A 20723-nucleotide genomic window follows, 5' to 3' on the forward strand; every position below is an offset into this window, starting at 1 on the left:
TCGATATTTAATTCTGAATATTCCGTCTATTTTCTGTTGACCACCTCCTTTTAATCGTCAGTTTTAATAAAATTTAACTAGGTTTGTTGCAGATATATCACGGTATTGTTTTGGAGTCATATGAACAACCTTCTTGAAACTTCGTATAAAATTGGAATTCGTAACAAACCCGACTCTCTTCGAAATATCTTGAATCGTCATATCTGTATTCGTAAGCAATTTTTTAGCTTCGTGTACTCGCCTCTGCTGAATATATTGTTGAATCGTTAATCCAAATTCTTTTTTAAAAAAATGGCATAAATAAAATTTATTTAAATGTAAATTTGCTGCAATTTCTTCTAAGGTCCATGATGTATCCCAAACTGAATTAAGCTCCTTCAGCACTTTTTCAAGCATAGATACTTTGTCTGAAGAAGTGTTTGAAATCGGAATTTTATTAGTAGGTGCTTTTATTTCACGACAAATAAATAAAAATAATTCACATAGATACAACTCAAGCGCATTTTTTTGTCCCCAGTTGTCTTCATGATTAAATTCAAATAATAGCCTGTCCATAATATGCTGGAATTGCTGCGCTTGCCAAGGTGAGAAATGTAAAATGTGATGAGGATATGGTAATGACTCTAGAAATACCTTTAATTCAGTCAATAAATTACTAGGGTTAGAAAAGAAGTCTTCATCAAATTGCAAAACCATACGTTCGTATGGAATATCTTGCTGTGCATGAACTTTGTGTAATTCTTCGGCATTATAAAAAAGGACCTGCCCTTTTGTCATATGATAAACCTTTTCTTCAAAAATATATTGAGCTTCACCTTTAATCATCCAAACAACTTCATAACCTGGATGAGAATGAAAGTTTATAGGAATACGGTAATCATCCTTTAACTCTATACAAAAACGATTGTGTTCAAATAATTTTTGTCGATCTTTCATAGTCATTCCTTCTTTCCTTAAACATTCACCACATAAAGAAAGCGATTACAAAGGTAATCGTAACATGATAAAAACAGAAAAAATATCCTTTAATTGTCCTAAATGTGTGCAAATATTGCTCTAATCGGATTAAATTATCTTATTTGAAAAACGGGAGTTATTTACCTAGAACATTTTACATCCTTCTCTTTCAATACCCTAGCACTACAATACTCTTACGGTTTACCATTAATTGTAAGATGGTATCAGTATAAAGACTTAAGTCCTGTGCTTTCGCTAAAAAACAACAATTTTCATAGCAATATTTACGCGTTTTTCTTCAAGAGAGGAAGTTTCACTTATTGAATTACGTTTTTTACAAAGATAATAAGTCGTAATTTGTCGATATGTGTTATGATGAGTTTAATATGCATTAAATTATTTCGATTTAACATAGGAGTTCAGTGATGAAGAAACTTAAACCTCTCTTTTACTCTAAGCTTTATACGATTGCTGTTACGTTAGTACTAGTACATATTATATTGAATGAACTAGTTTTATCCCTACTCTTATCAAGTGATAGTTTATGGGTTAAACTAATCGAACATCTAATATTTGTGATGATTATTATCCCAATTTTATTTTTGGTTACAAAAAAGGTAAATAAGATTTCCGATGAATTAAAAGTCAAAGATAAAAAGTTAAGCGAAATTGAGATTGATTTAAAACACATTTTTAATAATCCGAATGCTTGTTATTATCAAGTGAATATCCTAACAGGAGATTTAAAAATTTCAACTGGTATGGAGCGTCTAGTTGGTATATCTTTAGTTAAATTAAGAGAAAACCTATTACAATGGAAACAAGTCATTCATCCTGATGATGTTCATTCTATTGAAGTGTTCCAACCACAAGATCTATTATTTAAAAAAACAAAACAGGAATACAGAATTATAAGACCTGACGGCAATATAAGATGGGTCGAGGAACATCGAATGCCCATCTTTAATGACGCAGGTAAAATGATCAAGCTTAATGTCATCCTACATGATGTGACTGAGACAAAAAAATATCAACAAGAGCTCAAACGCCAAACTGAGCAATTAGCTGTTAGCGAAGAGAAATATCGTTCTGTGGTTGAGCTGTCACCAAATATAATTCTTATCCATCGACAAGGAAAGATCGTTTATGTAAACCCAGCGACGATCGATTTATTAGGGACTGGTGATAACCTTCTCAATCAGTCGGTAGACCAATTCATTCAACCTAATAAAGTGACTCCGACTCGCAAAGGTGGTATGCAGCTTGTCACGATTACTACTCAACATGGCCAGACATTTGATATAGAAATGGCGACGGCTGAAATAATTTATGAGGGAAATCCTGCTACTTTAAACATTGGAAGAGATATTACTTGGCAAAAAAGAAAAGAAGATAAACTGAAAACCCTTGCCTATTATGACGAACTAACTGAATTACCAAACCGACGTTTGCTTCTAGAAAATCTAAAAAAATCAATTGCTCGCTCAAAAAGGCATCATCACATGTTATCTGTTTTATTTATCGATTTGGATGGCTTCAAGCGAGTTAATGATACGCTTGGTCATGAAATGGGAGACTCTCTCTTAATCGAGGTCGGAAAAAAATTAACTGAATGTGTTCGAGAAGGTGATACGGTTTCTCGACTTGGTGGAGATGAATTTATCATTCTACTAGAGGAAATAACCGAAAGTGAAGCCTCCGAAGTATCGGAACGAATTATTGAACAATTATCAGAGCCTTTTTTGATAAATGAGGAAACTGTACAAATTTCACCAAGTATTGGTATTAGTATTTTTCCGAATCATGGTGAAACGGACGAAGATTTAATTAAACATGCAGATAAGGCAATGTACTTTGCAAAGAAAAATGGGAAAAATAACTTTAAAATCTACAACCCCGAAATTGAGATTTCTGTTCAAAAGAAGTTTGACTTCTTCGAAAAGATCGTGAGTCATTTTCAAAAATAAACAAGAGGCTGTACCAAGGTTTAATAACCTAGTACAGCCTCTTCTGTCTGAATCATAGTTGATGCTTTTTCTTTTAACTCCAACACTCTTTTATTACGCACTCTTTTCTTTTGCAGGTTCTTCTTTCTTTTCCTTTGATAAAAACCATCCCCCTAAGGCAATCAACACTAGGACAACATAAAATGTTATTTTCCATTCAGGAGACTTAGCAAAGCCCTCAGGTAAAATGGCTAATGCAGGGTGCGACATTGTGTAAACAGATAATTTTACTCCTACCCATCCAACAATAACAAAGGCTGCAATTTCAAGACCAGGTCTCGTATGAAGTAAATTAACAAAGAAGTTTGCTGCAAATCTCATAATAATTAATCCGATAAAGCCGCCAGCGAAAATAATAAGGAACTTTCCACCATCTAACCCCCCGATATGAGGAAGACCCGTATCAGGAAGTACTACAGCCAATGCAACCGCTGCAAGAATCGAATCAACAGCAAACGCAATATCTGCAAGTTCTACCTTGAACACTGTCATCCAAAAACCAGATTTTTTTGTTTCATCCTTTTGTTTAATAGATTCATCTGCTTTTTTAACAATAACTTTTCTGAAAATATGATTGCAAGCAATGAATAGTAGATATAGTGCACCAATGGCTTGAACTTGCCATACATCAACTAGAAATGAAATCGCAAAAAGTGAACCAAATCGGAAAACAAATGCTCCGGCAAGACCGTAAAAGAGTGCTTTTTTTCTCTGTTCCTCAGGAAGATGTTTTACCATTATTGCTAAGACTAATGCATTGTCTGCTGCTAAAAGACCTTCAATCGCGATCAGAAGAAGCAAAACCCAACCATACTCAATTAAAATAGCTAATTCCACGTACTATCAATCTCCTTTTTGTTTAAATTATCGTTCAACGTTATATTTATCTTTTAGAGAATCTGGTGCCATTTTGACCATTCTCTCAAAAATAAACGTTGCAATGACCAAATCATCAATGATCCCAAAAAAGGTTAGAAAATCAGGAAGGATATCAAATGGAAAGATGGCGTAGCCAACGATCAACATGACTCCAATTATTTTTTTACTTTTTGAAACCTCTTTTGAGAGAAAATAATCTTTTAAGAACGGCATAAATTTCCATACTTTAAAAATAAACGTCATTCTTTTCAATGCTTTTCGCATCTAATCACCTCAACTAGGTCGTTTTCCTTATTCGATTATTCGAATCATATCCTCGTCCCTGCTTTCCACTCCCTCATTAAATGTCAGCGTTGTTTTAAAATAATAGGAAATATGTTTGGAAGAACGTTTCGTATGTTTTGGTAAGGTAAACTGAAATGATATTTTATTCCTTTCTCCAGAATAAATCAGTTGCGTTGTCAAAAAACTTGTTGAATCAATAATTGTCTCAGTGTCATGTAAATCGTCTGACATGACTAGATCACAATCGATTCTCTTTATTTGTTGTTCGATCGTTCCCCCTTTAATAAGGTAATATCCATGAATTTGTTCGCCTGTTTTATAGGTGGTTTTCGGTAAAATTAAATCAATTTGAGCAGAACCTACCCCTATTAATGACATATATTTTCTTAATAACATCTTAAACTCACTCCTATCATCATTTAATAAAAACAAACAAAAAACCTTCACCATTGAATGGTAAAGGCTTTAAAATAATAAAGACCTTTACCAACGGTAAAGGTCTTGCTAACAACATTCGTTGCCAACAAAGCCGAGAGTAAAAGACTCCGAAATGACGACTTTGCTGTAAAAGCTACTCCCCTTTAGGAGAAACCGTATTGAATTATTTTATATAATTATCATAATCTAGCTATCTCAATAAGTCAATATCTTTTTTTGTAACAAAGGATTATACTTTAGTATTTTCAAATTTACTAAGACTGAAAACAACTAAAAACCCAACTATAAAGGATGTAACACTAAGTATAAAGAGCAAAGGGTCGTTGACCATTCCTGGATAAATAACGATAGTAGAACCGATTATAAATCCGATAATAATTGCATACGTACTTACTCGATACATATTAAATAAATACGTTATTAATTTAGTCGTCAAAATTAGACCTATCACTATCCCACTTCCTGTAAAAGCTAGTACATGAAGGTTCAATGTGGATAATGCATTTATTATCGTTGGATACACACCTAAAAGCAGCAAAACAAACGACCCGCTTATTCCTGGTAAAATCATTGCCGAACTTGCTAACCAACCAGAAATAAATAGAAAAACATAATCACTCCATTCTAAATGTTTCATGATTGGGGTCATCTTATCCTCTTTTACAATTGCCGTTGATGCGACCAAAATGGTTGCAAATACGACAAGTAAATAATGATGTAATTGAAACGATTCTTTATACTTGATTTCCTTTAATAGAGTCGGAATGATTGCGACTGTAAGGCCTAAGAAAAAGAAAAACGTAGGTTGTGGGTAATTTGATAATAACCATTCAATTAACCGACTTAATGATACTAATGCAATTCCTATACCTAAACCAATTGGAATAAGAAAAAGGAGGTGTTCCTTCCACTTCTTCGTAAAAACTCCATTAATAGCCGCAACTAATGTTTGATAAATCCCTAGTAATAACGCAATGGTTCCTCCACTAACTCCTGGAATTAAATCACTCACTCCCATTGCTATTCCTTTAAAAATATTCATCCACTTAAACAAGGTCATTCTCCTCTAGTTGTTATTCAGGTTCATTTTTGATAAACCGCCATATCCCTTCAAAAACATTAGCTTGGTGCATAGAGACAACTATAACTAAAATAACAGGACCGATGACGAGCCCGATAAAACCAAAAAGTTGAAGGCCTACGAATAAAGATATAAGTGTTGCTAAAGGGTTAAGCCCTAAACTTGATGATAAAACTTTAGGCTCAGCAAATTGTCTTAAAATAATCGTCAGTCCGTATAAAATAAGGAGCCCCACTCCTAAAAAGAGATCACCCATAACTAAACTATAAACGGCCCATGGAATGAGAATAATTCCAGTCCCTAAGTAAGGTAATAAATCAACAACCCCTAATACGAGCGCAATTGTTAAGGGGTGCTCAACTTTTAATACAAGAAGTCCTATAAAATTTAAAATCGCTGTCATACTGATCAAAATACATTGGGCAGTAATAAAGCCGATCACCTTTGATTTTAAATCTACATATACTTGAACGAATCGTTCTGTAACAGTAACTGGTAATTTCTTTTTAAGTGATAACCGGTAGTGATTCCAGTCTTTGCTTATGAAATATAATGACAAGATGATAAAGATAAAAACTGTCAGCGTAATTGGTAAAGCTCCGACAAAATGAGAGAGACTGTTTGCAATGGCTTGTCCAACATTTCCGAGTATAGACGCAAATTGAACCCCTAATTGCTGAATGCTATTTTCAATAGCCGATCTTTGTGAATCCTCTAAATGATCTATCATTCCAATCCCTTTAATCCATAACGGTAAGAGATGTTCATTTACATAAGCTTGTATGTTGATGGAGATTTGTTCGATATGCGTTGGAACAAGCCTTGATAAATACTGAAACCCGTCCACAAGCTTAAAAATAATTAAGGTTAACACCCCACCAACTAGTCCAAATAAGAATAAAATCGCGCTTAAAACAGCAAGCGTTCTTGGTAATTTACATATCTTTTCTAAAAACGTCACAAGCGGATTTATCATAAAAGCGAATACAGCCGCAATGATAAAAGGAAAAGTCAGCGTTACTACATTAAAAAAGACATACAAACCAATCGCAACCAATACTGCAACAATTAAGACCCGGAATATCATCTGAAGGATTTTATTATTGGACAAATTCGGTAAACCTCCTCAAATATCGTTTTTTAACCTAGCAACTAAAAAAGACCCTTTACCAAAAGGCAAAGGTCTCCTTTGAAACAAAGACCCTTCCCTTGGTAAAAGGTCTTGCTAACAACAACAATGTTGCCAATAAAGCCGAGGATGACCATCCTGTAATGACGACTTATATTGTACAGCTACTCCCCTTTTCGCTCATTCAATTATACGCTCATTGTAAGCTTTAGTGCAGGTGAAAACAACTACTTTTTTTCAATAAGATTAATTTCGAATGATAATGTAAATTAAATACGAAATGTAAGCAATTGTTAATAGTGCACCCTCATATTTTCCGATTGTAAAATGGGTCCTTGAGAAGGTAAGTAGAACAAATGTTAAGCCGATCATTAAAATAATATCGATAAAAATTCTCGAATCAACTTCTAATGGAGCAAAAACAGATGCTGCACCGAGGACAAAAAGTATATTAAAAATGTTACTTCCAACGATATTTCCTAAAGCAATTTCACTTTGCTTCTTTATAGCGGCTGTCACCGAAGTTACCAACTCAGGTAATGAAGTTCCAAGTGCAACAATTGTTAACCCAACTAACGTTTCACTCATACCGAACGAGTATGCAATTTCAGTACTGCTTCTCACAACGAGGTCTCCACCAAAGATAATTGCTGCAAGGCCTATAAGTGTAAGAACAATTTGTTTTGTCCAGGTTTTTGATGTAGCTTGCTGTTTTTCGCTACGATCCTCTGAGCGCTTGCTACGTGCTACTTCAAAAATATAATAGAGAAACACTGAAAAAAACAACAGGAAAATAAGGCCTTCACTGCGGGAGATGGTATTAACAGTTGCGTATTGTAAAGTAATATCACTAATGAAAATTAATAAAGCAACACTTGCAAGTAATGTAAACGGTATTTCTTTACGAATCGTTTCATTTTCAACTGTTAACGGATTCAGCATCGCTGTAATCCCAATCACTAATGTTATATTGAAGATATTACTTCCAACGACATTCCCAATCGCAACATCGGCATTTCCGTTTACCGCAGCCAATATACTAACCGTTGCTTCTGGTGAGCTTGTACCAAATGCAACGATCGTTAACCCAATTAATAATGGTGAAACATTGAGTAGTCTTGCAATTGACGAGGAGCCATCAACAAAATAATTGGCTCCCTTTATTAATAAACCGAACCCTAATAGCAGTAATAAATAGGTCATTTTACACCAACCTTATTATCTCAAGTTTTTCATGGCCATTTTTATCATTTCCTTTACCATTGTACCGCCTATTTCTCCTCCCACCTTTCCAGCATCTTTCGAACGTAATTCGCCATTGTCGCCTTTCGTAAGAGGTACGTTAAGATTTTCAGCTACTTCATATTTGAGCTTTTCTGATGACTGAGCTTGATATCCCTTTTCATTCATAACCTGACCTTTAAAATGATCTACCGCTGGGCGTGCCTCTGGTACAAGCAGTTTATTTTTTGTCATGTTTATCAACTCCTTATATTCTACGTCCCTCTTATGTTTTCCTTCTGGCTTCTTATTATGATAAGGATATGAATAATGGGAATGCTAAAGGTAATGCGTAATGAAGGTGATGCAATGATATATCAAGCGAACAACGGACAAGTTTTTTATGGTCATACGATTGGAATCTTAATGCTCGATACTTTTGTTCCAATGATTCCAGGTGATGTCGGTAATGCAACATCGTTCTCTTACCCTATTCTATATCGGACGTTACACAAAATAACCGCTAATAAAATGATGTCAAAAGAGCCGGAAGTTCTTCAAGAAATTCTCTTAAGAGGAAAAGAACTCGTACGAGACGGTGCAAAAACAATTACTGGTGACTGTGGTTTTTTCCTGTATTATCAGAAAGAACTCCGCCGAGCCTTGAATGTTCCTGTATTTCTTTCAAGCTTAATTCAATTACCATTTATACTGCATCTTCTAAGTAGAGATGAAAAGGTCGGTATCATTACTGCTGATTCAACTATGCTTACCGATGCTCTTCTTTATGAGTCTGGTGTCACAGATATGAATCGTATAAAAATAAAGGGTCTTGAAAACACCGACCATTTTTATCAAGCTTGCATAGCTGAAACCGGCACTTTAGATTCTATGCTTATTGAGCAGGAAGTAGTTGCTGTTACAAAAGATCTAGTTCAAAGGGATAAAGGCATTAAGGCAATCTTACTAGAATGTAGTTTTTTACCACCCTATGCAAAGGCGATACAAAAGGTAAGTCAACTTCCCGTATTCGATTATAAAACGATGATTGACTATGTTCACTCAACCTTTGTCAAGCCGAGATATCAAGGTTATTTATAAAAACGGAATACCGTTTGACATTTAGGAGGAATTAATATGGAAGAGATAAATCCTTTATTAGAAAAAGTGGAGGAAACAATTGAGCGCGCCTTAAATGAATTAATGGAAGTTAAAATCATTAGAGAAAATGACCCTACAGAATTTGCACTAGCTCAAAAAGAATTAGAGGAGCGAGAAGAAGAAATTTTAGGGTTACTAAGCCAAGCATCCGCTGAAGAAAAAGAAGCATTATCTAACGCCCTTGAACGCGTAAAAGGAGTTCAAAAGACGATGGTGCGCGGAATATAGGAAATAAGGTCACTTCTGGAAGTGTAGTGGTTTTTAAGTGGTATTGCATGAACTACAGAGACCTTTTTATTCCTCATTTTTCTGCTGTTTTTTGAAAATAAGTATTGTGTTTGATAATTGAATCTGTGTTCTGTTTTATTCTCCATTTAAAAAGAAAGAACGGCTAAGTCTTTTTGCTTAGCCGTTCATATTTTTACCGTAATAAATTTCATCCATTTCTTTCGTTAATCGATCAGTAATTTCCTCTATTTCTTCGTTACTTAGCTTGTCCTTCGTATAGCCGAAGAGATAATTGTTAATGTCAAAATTTTTCAGCTTGCATTTTGTATGAAAAATGTTCTCCTGATAAATATTGACATCGATCATATCAAATTGCTCTTTCGCTATATCAGGAATGTAATTTTGAATCGAACTAATATCATGATCGATAAATAATTTATGACCACTAATATCCCGTGTAAAACCTCGTACTCGATAATCAATCGTCATAATGTCTGTATCAAAAGAGTGAATTAAATAGTTTAACGCTTTTAGTGGAGAAATTTCACCACAGGTTGACACATCAATATCAGCCCGAAAGGTACTTATTCCTTCATCTGGATGATATTCTGGGTACGTATGAACCGTAATATGACTTTTATCTAATTGCATAACAACAGAATCTGGTAGTGGACCTGGAGATTCATCAAAGGATTCCGTAGGGACTTCAACTATCGGTCCTTCAGAAACTAAAATGGTCACGCTTGCTCCTTGTGGAACATAATCCTGTTTCGCTACATTTAAGACATGTGCCCCAATAATTTCAGAGACATTTTTAAGTATTTCTGTTAATCTGTCAGCATTGTATTGCTCATCTATGTATTCAATATAAGCTTCACGTTCTTCTTTCGTTTTCGTATAACAAATGTCGTACATATTAAAGCTGAGCGATTTTGTAAGGTTATTAAAGCCATGTAATGTAATACGTTGTTCAGGTGTAAGTTTCATGTTTTATTTCCCCTTACTTTTCTAGTTTTTAAACCTTTATTTATAGTGTACCCATTGCTGTTAATAAAAAACATTATTTATACAATCGAAAAGTACTAGTTAAAGATTTAGCGTCTTCTTTTTTCATTGGAGGTAAACATACAACGGTTAAACTTCCAGCTGCAATTTCCGTTTTTCCAGCGTCTCGAATCGAAACAAAATCATGCTCAAGCAAAGCCTCTAACTCCTTTTGTTTTGCTTTTAAAACGATTTTTGTCTGACCTGTTTGGAGCCAATCGTGAAAGCCTGCGTTTTTATGATAAAATAAAACTGCCTGTGTAGCTGCATGCGCTACTTGAGCCGCTACTTTACCTGCTGACATCTGTAAATCTTCGTTTACTATATAATACTGAACATATCCATTCACCAGTAACCCCTCCTTTCTGATAATTTCTTACTCATAGTAACAATTGTAAGCTTTGGGTGATTTGTTCTTTCTTCTTGACACACAGAATAGCCAAGTCTTTGATACAAATGGATATTTCTAAGTATATCCTTGCGAACCTTACAAAAGACCTGTTTAACCCCACGCTCAGACGCAAAAATCTCGAGTTGATGTACGAGTTTTTTTGCAATGCCTTTCCCCTGTTTTGTTGGCAATACCGACAAACGGTAAAAATAAAGACCCTCGTTTACATATCGAAAGCGAACCATCGCAATCGGTTCATGATCTTCGTAAGCAATAATGGCTTGTTCTCCTTGATTTAAAGCATTTTGTATTGATTCAACTGTCTCCTCTAGAGCTGTCGATGGAGGTTCTGAAGCATGATATTCTTGAAATGCTTGATGCATTAAACGATGAATGATTTGCGCATCCTCCTGTTTCGATGTTTCAAAATACACAATAATACTCCCTTTCATAAAACTACTTGTCTGCATTCCTTTTGTTTAAAACGAGAACATTCCACAATGTTTTAAACAGAGAATCGCTTTCGAGATGTCTACTGATGTCATTCATAAATGGGAAATCTTCTTCGGTTATCTTTATCCTCGCTAATGGACTTATTTTATGTTTACATATCCATTCATTAGCAACGCCTCCCTGCTCGAAATCCTTTCTTGGAAAAAGGTAAATAGTTCCCGGCGCCCAATATTCTCCCTTGTACGCCCTATTAAGTGAAAAATAATAATATCGCTTTAATCCTTTCTTTGTTTGAGCAGTAAAACACGCATTTCGTAGTGAACCTACATAGTCTTGTTTATTTACAAGCGCAAAAAACATCGACCAAACACTATCACTTGATGCAAAAACCGCCTTAACAAGCTTACCTGTAAATAATGTTTGCTCTCTCGGTTCAAACTGGGCAATTTCATCATTCTGTGAACCGTGAACAAGCACATTCTTGTTTTCGATTAAGTAATTTAAAAACATGTATTTTGGTAAGGAGCTTTGATAAATAATAGTTTCTCCTTGTCCATTTTTGACGTAAGAGTCGTAAAGGGAATCAAACTCTCCTTTTTCTTTAGTTGAAAGATGCAATTCCGGTAACGTTAAGAAATGTAGCCGATTTAAAAGAAAATGTTTTAGCATCGAGCAATGCTCCTATTCGAGTCAAGTTTCAAGGCGTATAGAGTAACAAAAAACACTTTTACGAACATTTGTTCTTATAATCTATGAATTTATGTTATAATAGTTAAAACAATAGAATAGAACAAATCAAGGGTGGTTGGCATGTTCCCCATGGAAGGGGGTGATGCTTTTGACAGTGTTTCAAACTTTGATGTTAATGATTGCGTTTGCTACACTAATTGTTGCCATACTGTCATTCCAAAATAAAAAATAATCCACCCTTGAGCTGTGACTGGCTAGGTGGATTATTTCATTTGCTCGTCGACTCCTTTATCGGAATCTATTCTATTGTTGGACCGTTGGTGTTGGCAGCACCACGGTCTTTTCTACCTATTTATATGAATATTATACTATTTATGAAGAAAGGGTGCAATTAGAATCAATCTTATGAGATGTTTCTGCGTTATTGTAATGCTGATATTAATGAATGATTCTGATTACAATACTTATGAGCATACTTGATAAATTCTTTGCAATCATTGGCCCTTTTCAACTTGCTACTATAAAGAGAATGTTTGTTCGTGAATTCTCTAATACGGATCGTTTCCCTTAAAAGTAGTTCCCACTTATCAGGAAAGGTGTATAGAACATATTTAACCGCAGCATCTTTAGAAATGATTGCTTCATTATTGAGTGAATAAATAATTCTACAGAGGGTTGTAACGGCAAATTCAACCATGTCTGAAAACAAAAAGAGATATGGCTTCTTTGATTTTTGATACCAGTATTGGTTTATATTGTATGACATTGTTTCAAATAGGTTATTCCATTCTACCTTTACGTTCAAACTAGAGATTGATGGACCCATTATTTGAATGCCGTGATTTTTTAAGAGCCACCATGTAATATTGTTCACGTCCCAATGCCCCAATTTTATTTTTCCGTTTGAACAATAAGGGTAAGGTGTTATATGATGATTTAATTTCCCAATATCTTTATAGTAGAGATACATTCCATCAAGTCTTTTGCCCCATTTTTGTTTTCTTAAATAAGAATGACAGGTTTTTAAATTCTGTAGTTCTTCATTTGTCAACTCCCGTTTAAGAAGGACGATAAAGTCAATATCACTTTTGTTCTCATTAAACGCACCAAGGGCAATTGAACCATATAAATAAACACCTTGAATAACGTCATTGAACTTATATGTTAATTCATCGGTAAATGCATGAACAAATATTTCAATATCATTTGGAATTTTCCCCATACATTTCACATCCTTTTCATGGAAAATTGTCATTTAACATAAATAAACATCATTTTACTTTTTTAATAACCAATCCCTATTAAACACCTGGTAAGTTTAGGGCCTTTAGTTTTTCTACACTATAAACAGGGGCATATTTCAGCGAAAATGAGTATCCACTTTTTTCAAAAGAAAGTACATCATCACTGTAGAGATCCTCACGGTGTCTAAGTTTCCTTTTCACCTTGTTTATAAAAGTAGGATTATTAGTTGCAAGTGATACATGTATTGTTGAAGGGAGCGCTTTCATTGCAATTGGAATCCAAGGACGCCCTTCCCATGACACAACAGCATGTGCGGTTCCGCTAATAACAAAGTTAAACGTATCCTGTGCTGGACCAGATGTTTTCATTTCGAGAACTGTATGTAACCAGTCCCTAAAGTTTGATACATTACTAACAGGAAATCCGATTTCTCTTATATACAAAGCGTTTAGTGGACCATATGGGAGAACTACCTGTTCGTTTATATAATCATGAGCAATGATTTCTAAAAGATTGCCATCACCATCACGGAAATATAAATTTACTCTACCTTTTTGTTTGTCTACGGTATGACCATCTGGCCAATTTAACACAAGAAGTCCTGAATCCTCGATGAATCTTACTGTTTCATAAAAGGTAGAAAATGAGACTTGAATAGCGAAATGAACAGGAGTAATTGGCTGATTTTTTTCTACAAATGTAAGTGTGCAACATTCAGTTATTTGAAAAGTAATTTCTTGTTGGAATTCATCCATAATCGGAAATCTTAGTAGCTCTGCATATACTTGTCTAACATGCTGTATGGAGACAGTTGGTATCGTTATCCCACTGAAATGAGTAATCATTCGTTCCCCCCTGTTTATCTATATGAAATACAGAAAATTTCTTTTTTCAAAAACAAGAAAAAAGAATCTAGGATATAAATCTAATTATAAACGAAAAAGGCAAGGACAAGTTCTTATATTTGTATGAATTTATTAGATTTAATAGTTTCTTCCATACTATCAGCTATTTCATCAGCATATAGTTGGTTACTACTTCTTAATCCATCAACAACATGTTGCTGACGAGTAATAGAGTGATTTTGGTTGTTTATCTCAAAACACCTCTTACTTGATCAATATCATGTTTCGTTGCCAATTAGTTGTTGTCATATTTTCTCCCCTTTAAAAAACTATGAACCTGTACTCTGATATTTATTAATCCCTTTACTCCAAACAAAATAGGATAATAAAATAGTAAGAACGCCTACTACCGGTGTTCCATATTGCAGAATCGGATGAAATAGTGTACTGCCTTCCTTCTCTAAAAAGAATTGTGCTGGATAAAAGTTTATAAAGGCAAACGGCAGGATAAACGTTAATAAAATTTGTATACCTTTATGGTAAATTGAAATAGGATAATTCAAAAAGCTTCTTATATCATATATGGCCATTTCGACAACCATCGTTGATTTGACGAACCAAAAACTGAAACTTCCTGATAGGATCATAATGGCTGAATGAATTAAGACGCCCCCAAAGATCAATATAAAGAACCATAGAGCATGATAAATTGACCAGTCGATATTAAGTTTTGGGATAGATATTCCAAATACAATCATAGCTAAAAGAATGTGGCCCATAAAAGTATATTCAAATTGTCTAGCAATAATATGAAAAAGTGGATTTAATGGTTTTATTAAAATACTGTCGAACGTACCATTCTGTACCATACCCTCTAAATCTAGCATAGGATGTTTAATAATCATTCCACTCAGTGCATATGTAAATAAATTTAGATTATAAAGAAACATGACCTCATAAAAGCCCCACCCTTGAATATGATTGAATTTATTTAGTAAAATCCAAATGCTTAAAAACATTAGCGAATACGTAAAAATATTTGTAAAGAGGTCCATAAAAAAAGAAAATCGATATTCCATTTTTCCTTTTACGAAAATGGCGATAAATCGGCAATAAAGTTTTATATGGTTCATTCTATCCTCCTTGAACTACCAATTTATTTACTGCGTTTTTCCATACTACCTTTTCTAGTAAAATTAATACGGTGATCCATATGAACTGTTGTAAAATTAAATAAATTGAATCGCTTACGGTTATCTTGCCAAGATAAATTGAAATGGGCGTGAAATAGATAAGATGAAAAGGTAGAACAGCTGAAATGTCCAATAAGACTTTTGGAAAAAACCAAAGAGGAACAATGGCCCCGGCAAAAAGGCTAATCAAATCGCCTAGGAATCTCTCCAAATGCCAAATAGCCATATACCAAAATGCTAATAAACCAACGATATAGGTTAATAGAAAGTAAATGATAACTGCATTTATCAATGTAATGATAAATAAAACGACATTTTCCGGTGTTGGTATTGTTAAGTTAAGGAACAAATAGCCTACTATAATTAACGGTATAAATTGGAAAATTAGTTTAAACGCACTACCTCCTAAGGAATTACTAAATATCATTAATTTAAGGTTTGTAGGCTTAATTAAATCCATTGCAATTTCTCCACTTTTAATCTTCGTTTCCATTTGTAAGATAACTTCATTTCGGATAAATAATGATATTGCTGTACTAATAACAACGTATGTAACCATCTCATTTATATCAATGGTCCCCATTTGGGTACTCGTTTCGTGCGCTCCGTTAAACAAAGCATGCCAAATAGAAATTTGAATAAAAACTGCAATGATATAACTAAACATTCGGATAATAACATTCATTCGATACGCCATATTCGCTTGAAATTCATTTTTCATAAATTGTATATATCCTTTATAGTGCATATGCGCCCCCATTAGCTGCTATTTGTGGAGCGCCATTATACATTTTGCGAATAACCTCTTCGATATCTGTTTCTCTAATAATAAAATCAACGACTTTGTATTTCTCTAAAAGCAAACCAATGACAGCAGTAGAATTTATATGATTTTTGTTATAAGTAATGAATAACTTAGTCCCTTCCTGATTAATTGCAGTTACACCTAAAGCATAGAGTGAATTTATTTCATTCACTACTTCTTCTGTCTCTACGATCATTGTTTCATCAGATCCATATGTTGCTTTAAGCTGTTCAAGCTGTCCGTCATATATCATTTGACCTTTGTCAATAACAATCACTCTATGACAAAGCTTTTCAATATCAGACATATCATGGGTAGTTAGAATAACGGTTGTCTTTCGTTCTTGATTGATTTGTTTAATAAACTGTCTGATTTTCTCTTTAACAACTACATCTAAGCCAATAGTTGGCTCATCTAAAAATAAAATATCAGGGTTATGTAGTAATGCTGCACAAAGATCCGCTCGCATCCGCTGTCCTAAACTAAGCTGACGTACGGGGACTTGTATAAATTCATCAATATTCAAGTAATCTTGGAACGTTTTGATATTCTCTCTGTATTGATTCTCCGGGATATTATACATATACTTCATTAAATTTAATGATTCAGACACTGGAATATCCCACCACAATTGCGACCTCTGGCCGAAAACGACTCCGATTCTTTTAGCATGTTCTTTTCTATTTTGATAAGGAACAATTCCGTTTACTTCTAGCTTTCCGGATGAAGGGACTAATATACCTGAAAGCATTTTTATCGTTGTCGATTTCCCCGCCCCATTTGGACCTAAATAACCTACAATTTCTCCCTCATTTATTTGTAGAGAAATGTCCTTTACGGCTTTTTTTATTTCATACTTTCGATTAAATAAACCTCGAAAAGCACCTAACATTCCTTCATCTCTTACTTGTAATCGATAATCTTTTGATAGATTCTCCACCTTAATAATCGTCACATACTTTCATCCTTTCTTTCATTGAGTGTTAGGTAGAATTAAACTGTCTTAAAACTATTTACAATTTTCATTAATTAATAATATAAATATTAACTAGTTAGTTTTTTACATTATATAACAGGGAAAAAATGAAAGTAAACTTTTTTTGAATATTTTACCTATCTGAGGGTTGAACATAACTTTCTCGAAGTATAAATAGGTAATGAATAAAGCTTTACAGCCAATCCAAATTGATAAAAAGCCCGATTTTGATGTTTACAAGTATGGATGTACTATTCATTAACGAATGAGTAATCACTTTTCTTTATGCTTTTGTACCTGAATAAAACCGCTCACGTATTTATGAGCGGTTAATATTATTATTTTTATTATTACAACAATGTTTATTCTTCTTCTTCAACATGTTTATTAAAATAAGTGTTTTCTGTCGTAGCAAATGTTACGGATTCGAGGCTTTCTTCAGACTTCAAACCATACAGTTGATTTGTCTGTTCATCTGTCTTCTTTTTGCCTTGAATCCTCCTATGTTTTTGGTCCATTATTTACTCCTTTATAACATATTTTTATGGTTAGTATGTCCAATTTTCCAAGTTTATTACTCCTTTAGTATTCTTTTTCAATGTTTTTACTTAATTAATTAACTTTCTCTTCAATATTTTTAAGCTGTCTGTTAAGGACTTATGCATTTAACCATGTAAACAATAGAAATAGGATGAAAATACCAAAAAAACGCCCTGAATTGGGCGTTTTACGAAATGTCCTTGTTAATTTCTTTCATTAATGCCTTATAGCCAAGTCTAGTTAGGTTGAACTGATCATCTATATAACTATTATTTTCTAAAAGGTGAATCGTCTCGTCATTAAGCTGAGATTGAATACGGTGCAGCTCTTTGTTTAGGTCATATATATCTTCGTTTAAGACATCCGAATTAAGAGCAGCTGCAACCTCACGCATTGGGTTTTCTTTTACAAAAATCTTCTTTGTATCAAGAAATGCTTGTTGGATTACATTTTTCGCATGCGATAAATCTAAAAGAATACCTGACATTTCATTGTCTTTTTGCTTAATTTTACTGCGGTACTGCTGCTTCTCGGCTTCGTTCAATTCGGCTTTCGTAAACAACTCCTCAAGAAGTTGCGTTCGATCAAAATCGACTTTCTTAAGTTCAATTTCTTTCTCTTTGATTGAAGAGGGTAAATAGGTTGTCGGGCTCTCTTCAGGAGGAGCCTCAAAATCCTCAACCTTTTCAACTCTTTGAAGCTCATTTAACTTTTTTATAACATAAAATGCAAACCCAGCCCAAAATAGAATCATTAATAAACGGAATATAACCTCATTAAAAATAGCTGAATATAAAGAAAATCCGGTGATTCCAGCAATTAAAATAGTAAAGCTCCATTCCTTTACTGAAGTTGGTTTTTTTATTTTCATTAACCTTACCCCTTTTTTCTAATTAAATCCTTATTTATCCTATCATACCTTTTTGCAAAAAAGACCTTCCTAAAAAAATATGAAAAAATTGCATAAATCCTCAAAAAGCATTTAGATGGAATGAAGCTATGTCCAAAAAGGTGAAGGTTAGGAGTAAGCGCTATTTGTACAAGGTTCGTTTAACAACGGATTCAAAAAAACGCCATGGAAGAAGGTGCTTTATAAAAATGGTTGCCTTTACACCTTTTCCAATTTGGTAGCGGAATTTCGGGTTATCATCGGCACATATCGAACGAATAATTTCAACAACCTCATTTGGATCGCCAGCTGATTTGGCAGAATGTTCAGCTTTTTTATAAACTTTCTTTACTATCGATGTATAATCTGAATTCTGTTTTGATTTAACCTGCTCTAATGCTTTATCCCAAATGTTTGTTTGGAAAGAACCAGCCTCGATTAAGCTGACGTGAATGTTAAACGGAAGCAGTTCAAACCGTAGTGACTCACTAAACCCTCCAAGTGCATGTTTAGATGAGACATATGGCCCCAGTCCAGGGAAACCAATTCTGCCACTAATGCTGCCAACATTAATAATTTTTCCTTTTCGCCTTTGCCGCATTACGGGTAGAACTGTCTTTGTCAGAGTAACGATACTAAAGAAATTTGTTTCAAACTGGGTCCTCCACGCTTGAACTTCAAGCTCCTCAGTCATCCCAGCTACACAACAGCCTGCATTATTTATTAGAATATCTATTTTTTTGTATTTATTTAACACATAAGAAACTGTTTTTACAATTTGTGCATGGTCATTAACATCCAATTGAACGATGTCTAATAACGTTTCTACATTATTTTCACGAGCAGCTTTTACTAATGCGCCACTTTTTGATAAATCCCTCATTGTCGCAACAACAAAAAATCCATTTTTAGCTAAAGCCAACGCTGATAAGAAGCCAAATCCACTACTAGTACCTGTAATAACTACAATTTCTTTATTCATTTAACACCTCACGGACATAAATTTTACATTACATTTTTATGCTTGACCTGCTCTATAATCGTTTGATTTTGACCTGCTCCATAGCCAGCTATAATCATAACAAGTACAATGATAAAGAATACGATAAGTGGTAAGAAAGCTGAATGAGTAAAGTCAAGAAGAAGTCCGATAAAAACCGGACCAATTGCCGCAAGTGTATACCCAACCGTTTGAGCCATTCCTGAAAGCTCAGCGGCTTGTTTTGCATTTTCAGATCTTAAACCAAATAAGGTAAGCGCAAGACTCAGTGAAGCCCCTTGGCCAAGTCCTATTAACAAGACGCCGATCGTAATAAGAAGGACTTCTCCAGACAACAAGCTGCCTAATCCCACTAAATAAAAACTACCAATCCCTAAAACTAATCCTCTCTGATCAAGAGATCGTTCAGCAAAAACAGGAATTAAAAAATTCATCGGAAGCCCAGCCAACTGCATAATTGATAGCATCCATCCGGCTGTCACAATACTTAAACCTTGATAATAAAGAATTTCAGGTAACCAAGCGATCATGCAATAAAATAAGAATGATTGCAGCCCCATAAAAATAGTCACTTTCCATGCAAGCGTTGAACGCCACATATTAGTATTGGTATGAGTCAAATGTTGTACTTTTTTTGGGGGCGAAGAAGTCTTTAATTGCGGAATCCAAACGAGTACAGCTATAAACGCTAAACAAGACCATAATAATAAGGATGTCCTCCATTCTACTTCGAAATTTTCGACTATTGGTTTACTTAGTCCGGAACCAATAGCAGCAAACACGCACATTGCCGTTGTATATATACCAGTCATCAGGCCGATTTTTTGTGGATAATGAGCTTTAATAATACTTGGTAATAGTACATTAGCGATGGCTATCCCGACCCCAATTAAAGCTGTCCCAATAAAAATTAAAGACACGAAACCACTTGAACGTACTAAAATGCCTAGTGTTAATGTCACCATCCCGATAAAAATCATTATTTGTCTTCCAAACCGGTTGCTTAATTTAGGAGCAAGAAATGAAAATAATGCAAATGACAGGAGCGGAAGTGTGGTGATAAAACCAGCGATTCCGTTTGAGATCCCGATATCCTCTCGAATTGAACTAACTAAAGGACCAACAGCTGTAATGGCTGGCCGTAAATTAAACGAAACAAAAAGAATGCCTATTAGTAGAAAGAGTTTATTCGTTGTTAGACTCTTTCCTAGATTCCTTAAAAGGTTATTCATTCCATTTTCACCTACTCTACTTTACTGCTTAACTA

Annotated in this window: 25 protein-coding genes; 4 read left to right on the plus strand and 21 right to left on the minus strand. The window is 34.3% G+C overall.

Annotation, left to right across the window (positions count from 1 at the left end; translation table 11 throughout):
* Positions 1–63: 63 nt before the first annotated feature.
* Positions 64–936 (minus strand): helix-turn-helix transcriptional regulator, encoded by an 873-nt coding sequence (locus B1R93_RS18960; protein ID WP_165763879.1) that lies wholly within the window; start codon positions 934–936, stop codon positions 64–66.
* A gap of 446 nt (positions 937–1382) precedes the next feature.
* Here B1R93_RS18960 and B1R93_RS18965 point away from each other — a divergent pair, with 446 nt between their 5' ends.
* Positions 1383–2924, plus strand: coding sequence for a sensor domain-containing protein (locus tag B1R93_RS18965; RefSeq protein WP_088105509.1), 1542 nt, complete (start codon positions 1383–1385; stop codon positions 2922–2924).
* A gap of 93 nt (positions 2925–3017) precedes the next feature.
* Here B1R93_RS18965 and B1R93_RS18970 read toward each other — a convergent pair whose 3' ends face one another.
* From B1R93_RS18970 to B1R93_RS19000, 7 genes are all read right to left on the minus strand, one after another.
* Positions 3018–3800 carry a TerC family protein gene (locus tag B1R93_RS18970; RefSeq protein ID WP_088105510.1) on the minus strand — a complete coding sequence of 261 codons (783 nt, stop codon included), beginning with the start codon at positions 3798–3800 and terminating at the stop codon, positions 3018–3020.
* Between the two features lie 27 nt (positions 3801–3827).
* Positions 3828–4106: a YkvA family protein gene (locus B1R93_RS18975; RefSeq protein ID WP_088105511.1), complete on the minus strand. Its 279-nt coding sequence runs from the start codon at positions 4104–4106 to the stop codon at positions 3828–3830.
* A 27-nt stretch (positions 4107–4133) separates the two neighbouring features.
* The gene (locus tag B1R93_RS18980) at positions 4134–4523 is read right to left on the minus strand and encodes a sporulation protein (protein WP_088105512.1); all 390 of its coding nucleotides are present in this window, start codon (positions 4521–4523) and stop codon (positions 4134–4136) included.
* Between the two features lie 271 nt (positions 4524–4794).
* Positions 4795–5625, minus strand: a complete 831-nt coding sequence (locus tag B1R93_RS18985; RefSeq protein ID WP_425348979.1) for a DUF368 domain-containing protein — start codon at positions 5623–5625, stop codon at positions 4795–4797.
* A 13-nt stretch (positions 5626–5638) separates the two neighbouring features.
* Positions 5639–6757, minus strand: coding sequence for a sporulation integral membrane protein YtvI (ytvI, locus tag B1R93_RS18990; protein ID WP_245308326.1), 1119 nt, complete (start codon positions 6755–6757; stop codon positions 5639–5641).
* A gap of 264 nt (positions 6758–7021) precedes the next feature.
* Positions 7022–7978 carry a calcium/sodium antiporter gene (locus tag B1R93_RS18995; protein WP_088105514.1) on the minus strand — a complete coding sequence of 319 codons (957 nt, stop codon included), beginning with the start codon at positions 7976–7978 and terminating at the stop codon, positions 7022–7024.
* 15 nt (positions 7979–7993) lie between these two features.
* Positions 7994–8251, minus strand: a complete 258-nt coding sequence (locus tag B1R93_RS19000; RefSeq protein ID WP_088105515.1) for an alpha/beta-type small acid-soluble spore protein — start codon at positions 8249–8251, stop codon at positions 7994–7996.
* A gap of 75 nt (positions 8252–8326) precedes the next feature.
* Here B1R93_RS19000 and B1R93_RS19005 point away from each other — a divergent pair, with 75 nt between their 5' ends.
* Positions 8327–9097: an aspartate/glutamate racemase family protein gene (locus B1R93_RS19005; RefSeq protein ID WP_245308327.1), complete on the plus strand. Its 771-nt coding sequence runs from the start codon at positions 8327–8329 to the stop codon at positions 9095–9097.
* A 36-nt stretch (positions 9098–9133) separates the two neighbouring features.
* Entirely contained in the window at positions 9134–9385 is a 252-nt protein-coding gene (locus B1R93_RS19010) for a DUF2524 family protein (protein WP_088105516.1), read from the plus strand.
* 177 nt (positions 9386–9562) lie between these two features.
* Here the strand turns inward: B1R93_RS19010 and speD are convergent, their stop codons facing one another.
* From speD to B1R93_RS19030, 4 genes are all read right to left on the minus strand, one after another.
* Positions 9563–10372, minus strand: a complete 810-nt coding sequence (speD, locus tag B1R93_RS19015) for an adenosylmethionine decarboxylase (protein WP_088105517.1) — start codon at positions 10370–10372, stop codon at positions 9563–9565.
* Positions 10373–10445: 73 nt separating this feature from the next.
* Positions 10446–10778: an aminoacyl-tRNA hydrolase gene (locus B1R93_RS19020; RefSeq protein ID WP_245308328.1), complete on the minus strand. Its 333-nt coding sequence runs from the start codon at positions 10776–10778 to the stop codon at positions 10446–10448.
* Positions 10775–11254: a GNAT family N-acetyltransferase gene (locus B1R93_RS19025; RefSeq protein WP_245308329.1), complete on the minus strand. Its 480-nt coding sequence runs from the start codon at positions 11252–11254 to the stop codon at positions 10775–10777. The genes B1R93_RS19020 and B1R93_RS19025 overlap by 4 nt, the downstream gene beginning before the upstream one ends.
* A 22-nt stretch (positions 11255–11276) precedes the next feature.
* Entirely contained in the window at positions 11277–11942 is a 666-nt protein-coding gene (locus tag B1R93_RS19030; RefSeq protein WP_088105520.1) for a hypothetical protein, read from the minus strand.
* 163 nt (positions 11943–12105) lie between these two features.
* On the opposite strand from B1R93_RS19030, the gene B1R93_RS23980 reads away from it, so the two are divergent.
* Positions 12106–12195, plus strand: a complete 90-nt coding sequence (locus B1R93_RS23980; protein WP_425348980.1) for a putative holin-like toxin — start codon at positions 12106–12108, stop codon at positions 12193–12195.
* Between the two features lie 189 nt (positions 12196–12384).
* Here the strand turns inward: B1R93_RS23980 and B1R93_RS19035 are convergent, their stop codons facing one another.
* The 9 genes from B1R93_RS19035 to B1R93_RS19070 form a co-directional block, all read right to left on the minus strand.
* Complete coding sequence (locus B1R93_RS19035) at positions 12385–13185, minus strand: nucleotidyltransferase domain-containing protein (protein ID WP_165763880.1); 801 nt, start codon at positions 13183–13185, stop codon at positions 12385–12387.
* A 79-nt stretch (positions 13186–13264) separates the two neighbouring features.
* A complete protein-coding gene (locus B1R93_RS19040; protein ID WP_088105522.1) occupies positions 13265–14053 on the minus strand; it encodes a VOC family protein in 789 nt (262 codons plus the stop codon).
* Between the two features lie 329 nt (positions 14054–14382).
* The gene (locus tag B1R93_RS19045; protein ID WP_088105523.1) at positions 14383–15186 is read right to left on the minus strand and encodes an ABC transporter permease; all 804 of its coding nucleotides are present in this window, start codon (positions 15184–15186) and stop codon (positions 14383–14385) included.
* A 1-nt stretch (position 15187) separates the two neighbouring features.
* Positions 15188–15994, minus strand: coding sequence for an ABC transporter permease (locus B1R93_RS19050; protein ID WP_207634179.1), 807 nt, complete (start codon positions 15992–15994; stop codon positions 15188–15190).
* Positions 15984–17006, minus strand: coding sequence for an ABC transporter ATP-binding protein (locus tag B1R93_RS19055; RefSeq protein ID WP_088105525.1), 1023 nt, complete (start codon positions 17004–17006; stop codon positions 15984–15986). Before B1R93_RS19055 ends, B1R93_RS19050 begins: the two co-directional genes overlap by 11 nt.
* A 383-nt stretch (positions 17007–17389) precedes the next feature.
* Complete coding sequence (locus B1R93_RS23140; protein WP_165763882.1) at positions 17390–17545, minus strand: hypothetical protein; 156 nt, start codon at positions 17543–17545, stop codon at positions 17390–17392.
* 209 nt (positions 17546–17754) lie between these two features.
* Entirely contained in the window at positions 17755–18438 is a 684-nt protein-coding gene (locus tag B1R93_RS19060) for a hypothetical protein (RefSeq protein WP_088105526.1), read from the minus strand.
* A gap of 160 nt (positions 18439–18598) precedes the next feature.
* A complete protein-coding gene (locus B1R93_RS19065; RefSeq protein WP_088105527.1) occupies positions 18599–19438 on the minus strand; it encodes an SDR family oxidoreductase in 840 nt (279 codons plus the stop codon).
* Positions 19439–19461: 23 nt separating this feature from the next.
* Positions 19462–20688, minus strand: a complete 1227-nt coding sequence (locus B1R93_RS19070) for a CynX/NimT family MFS transporter (protein WP_088105528.1) — start codon at positions 20686–20688, stop codon at positions 19462–19464.
* Between the last annotated feature and the right edge of the window lie 35 nt (positions 20689–20723).

It is taken from the genome of Halalkalibacter urbisdiaboli (genome assembly GCF_002156385.1).
GTDB lineage: Bacteria > Bacillota > Bacilli > Bacillales > Bacillaceae_D > Halalkalibacter_A > Halalkalibacter_A urbisdiaboli.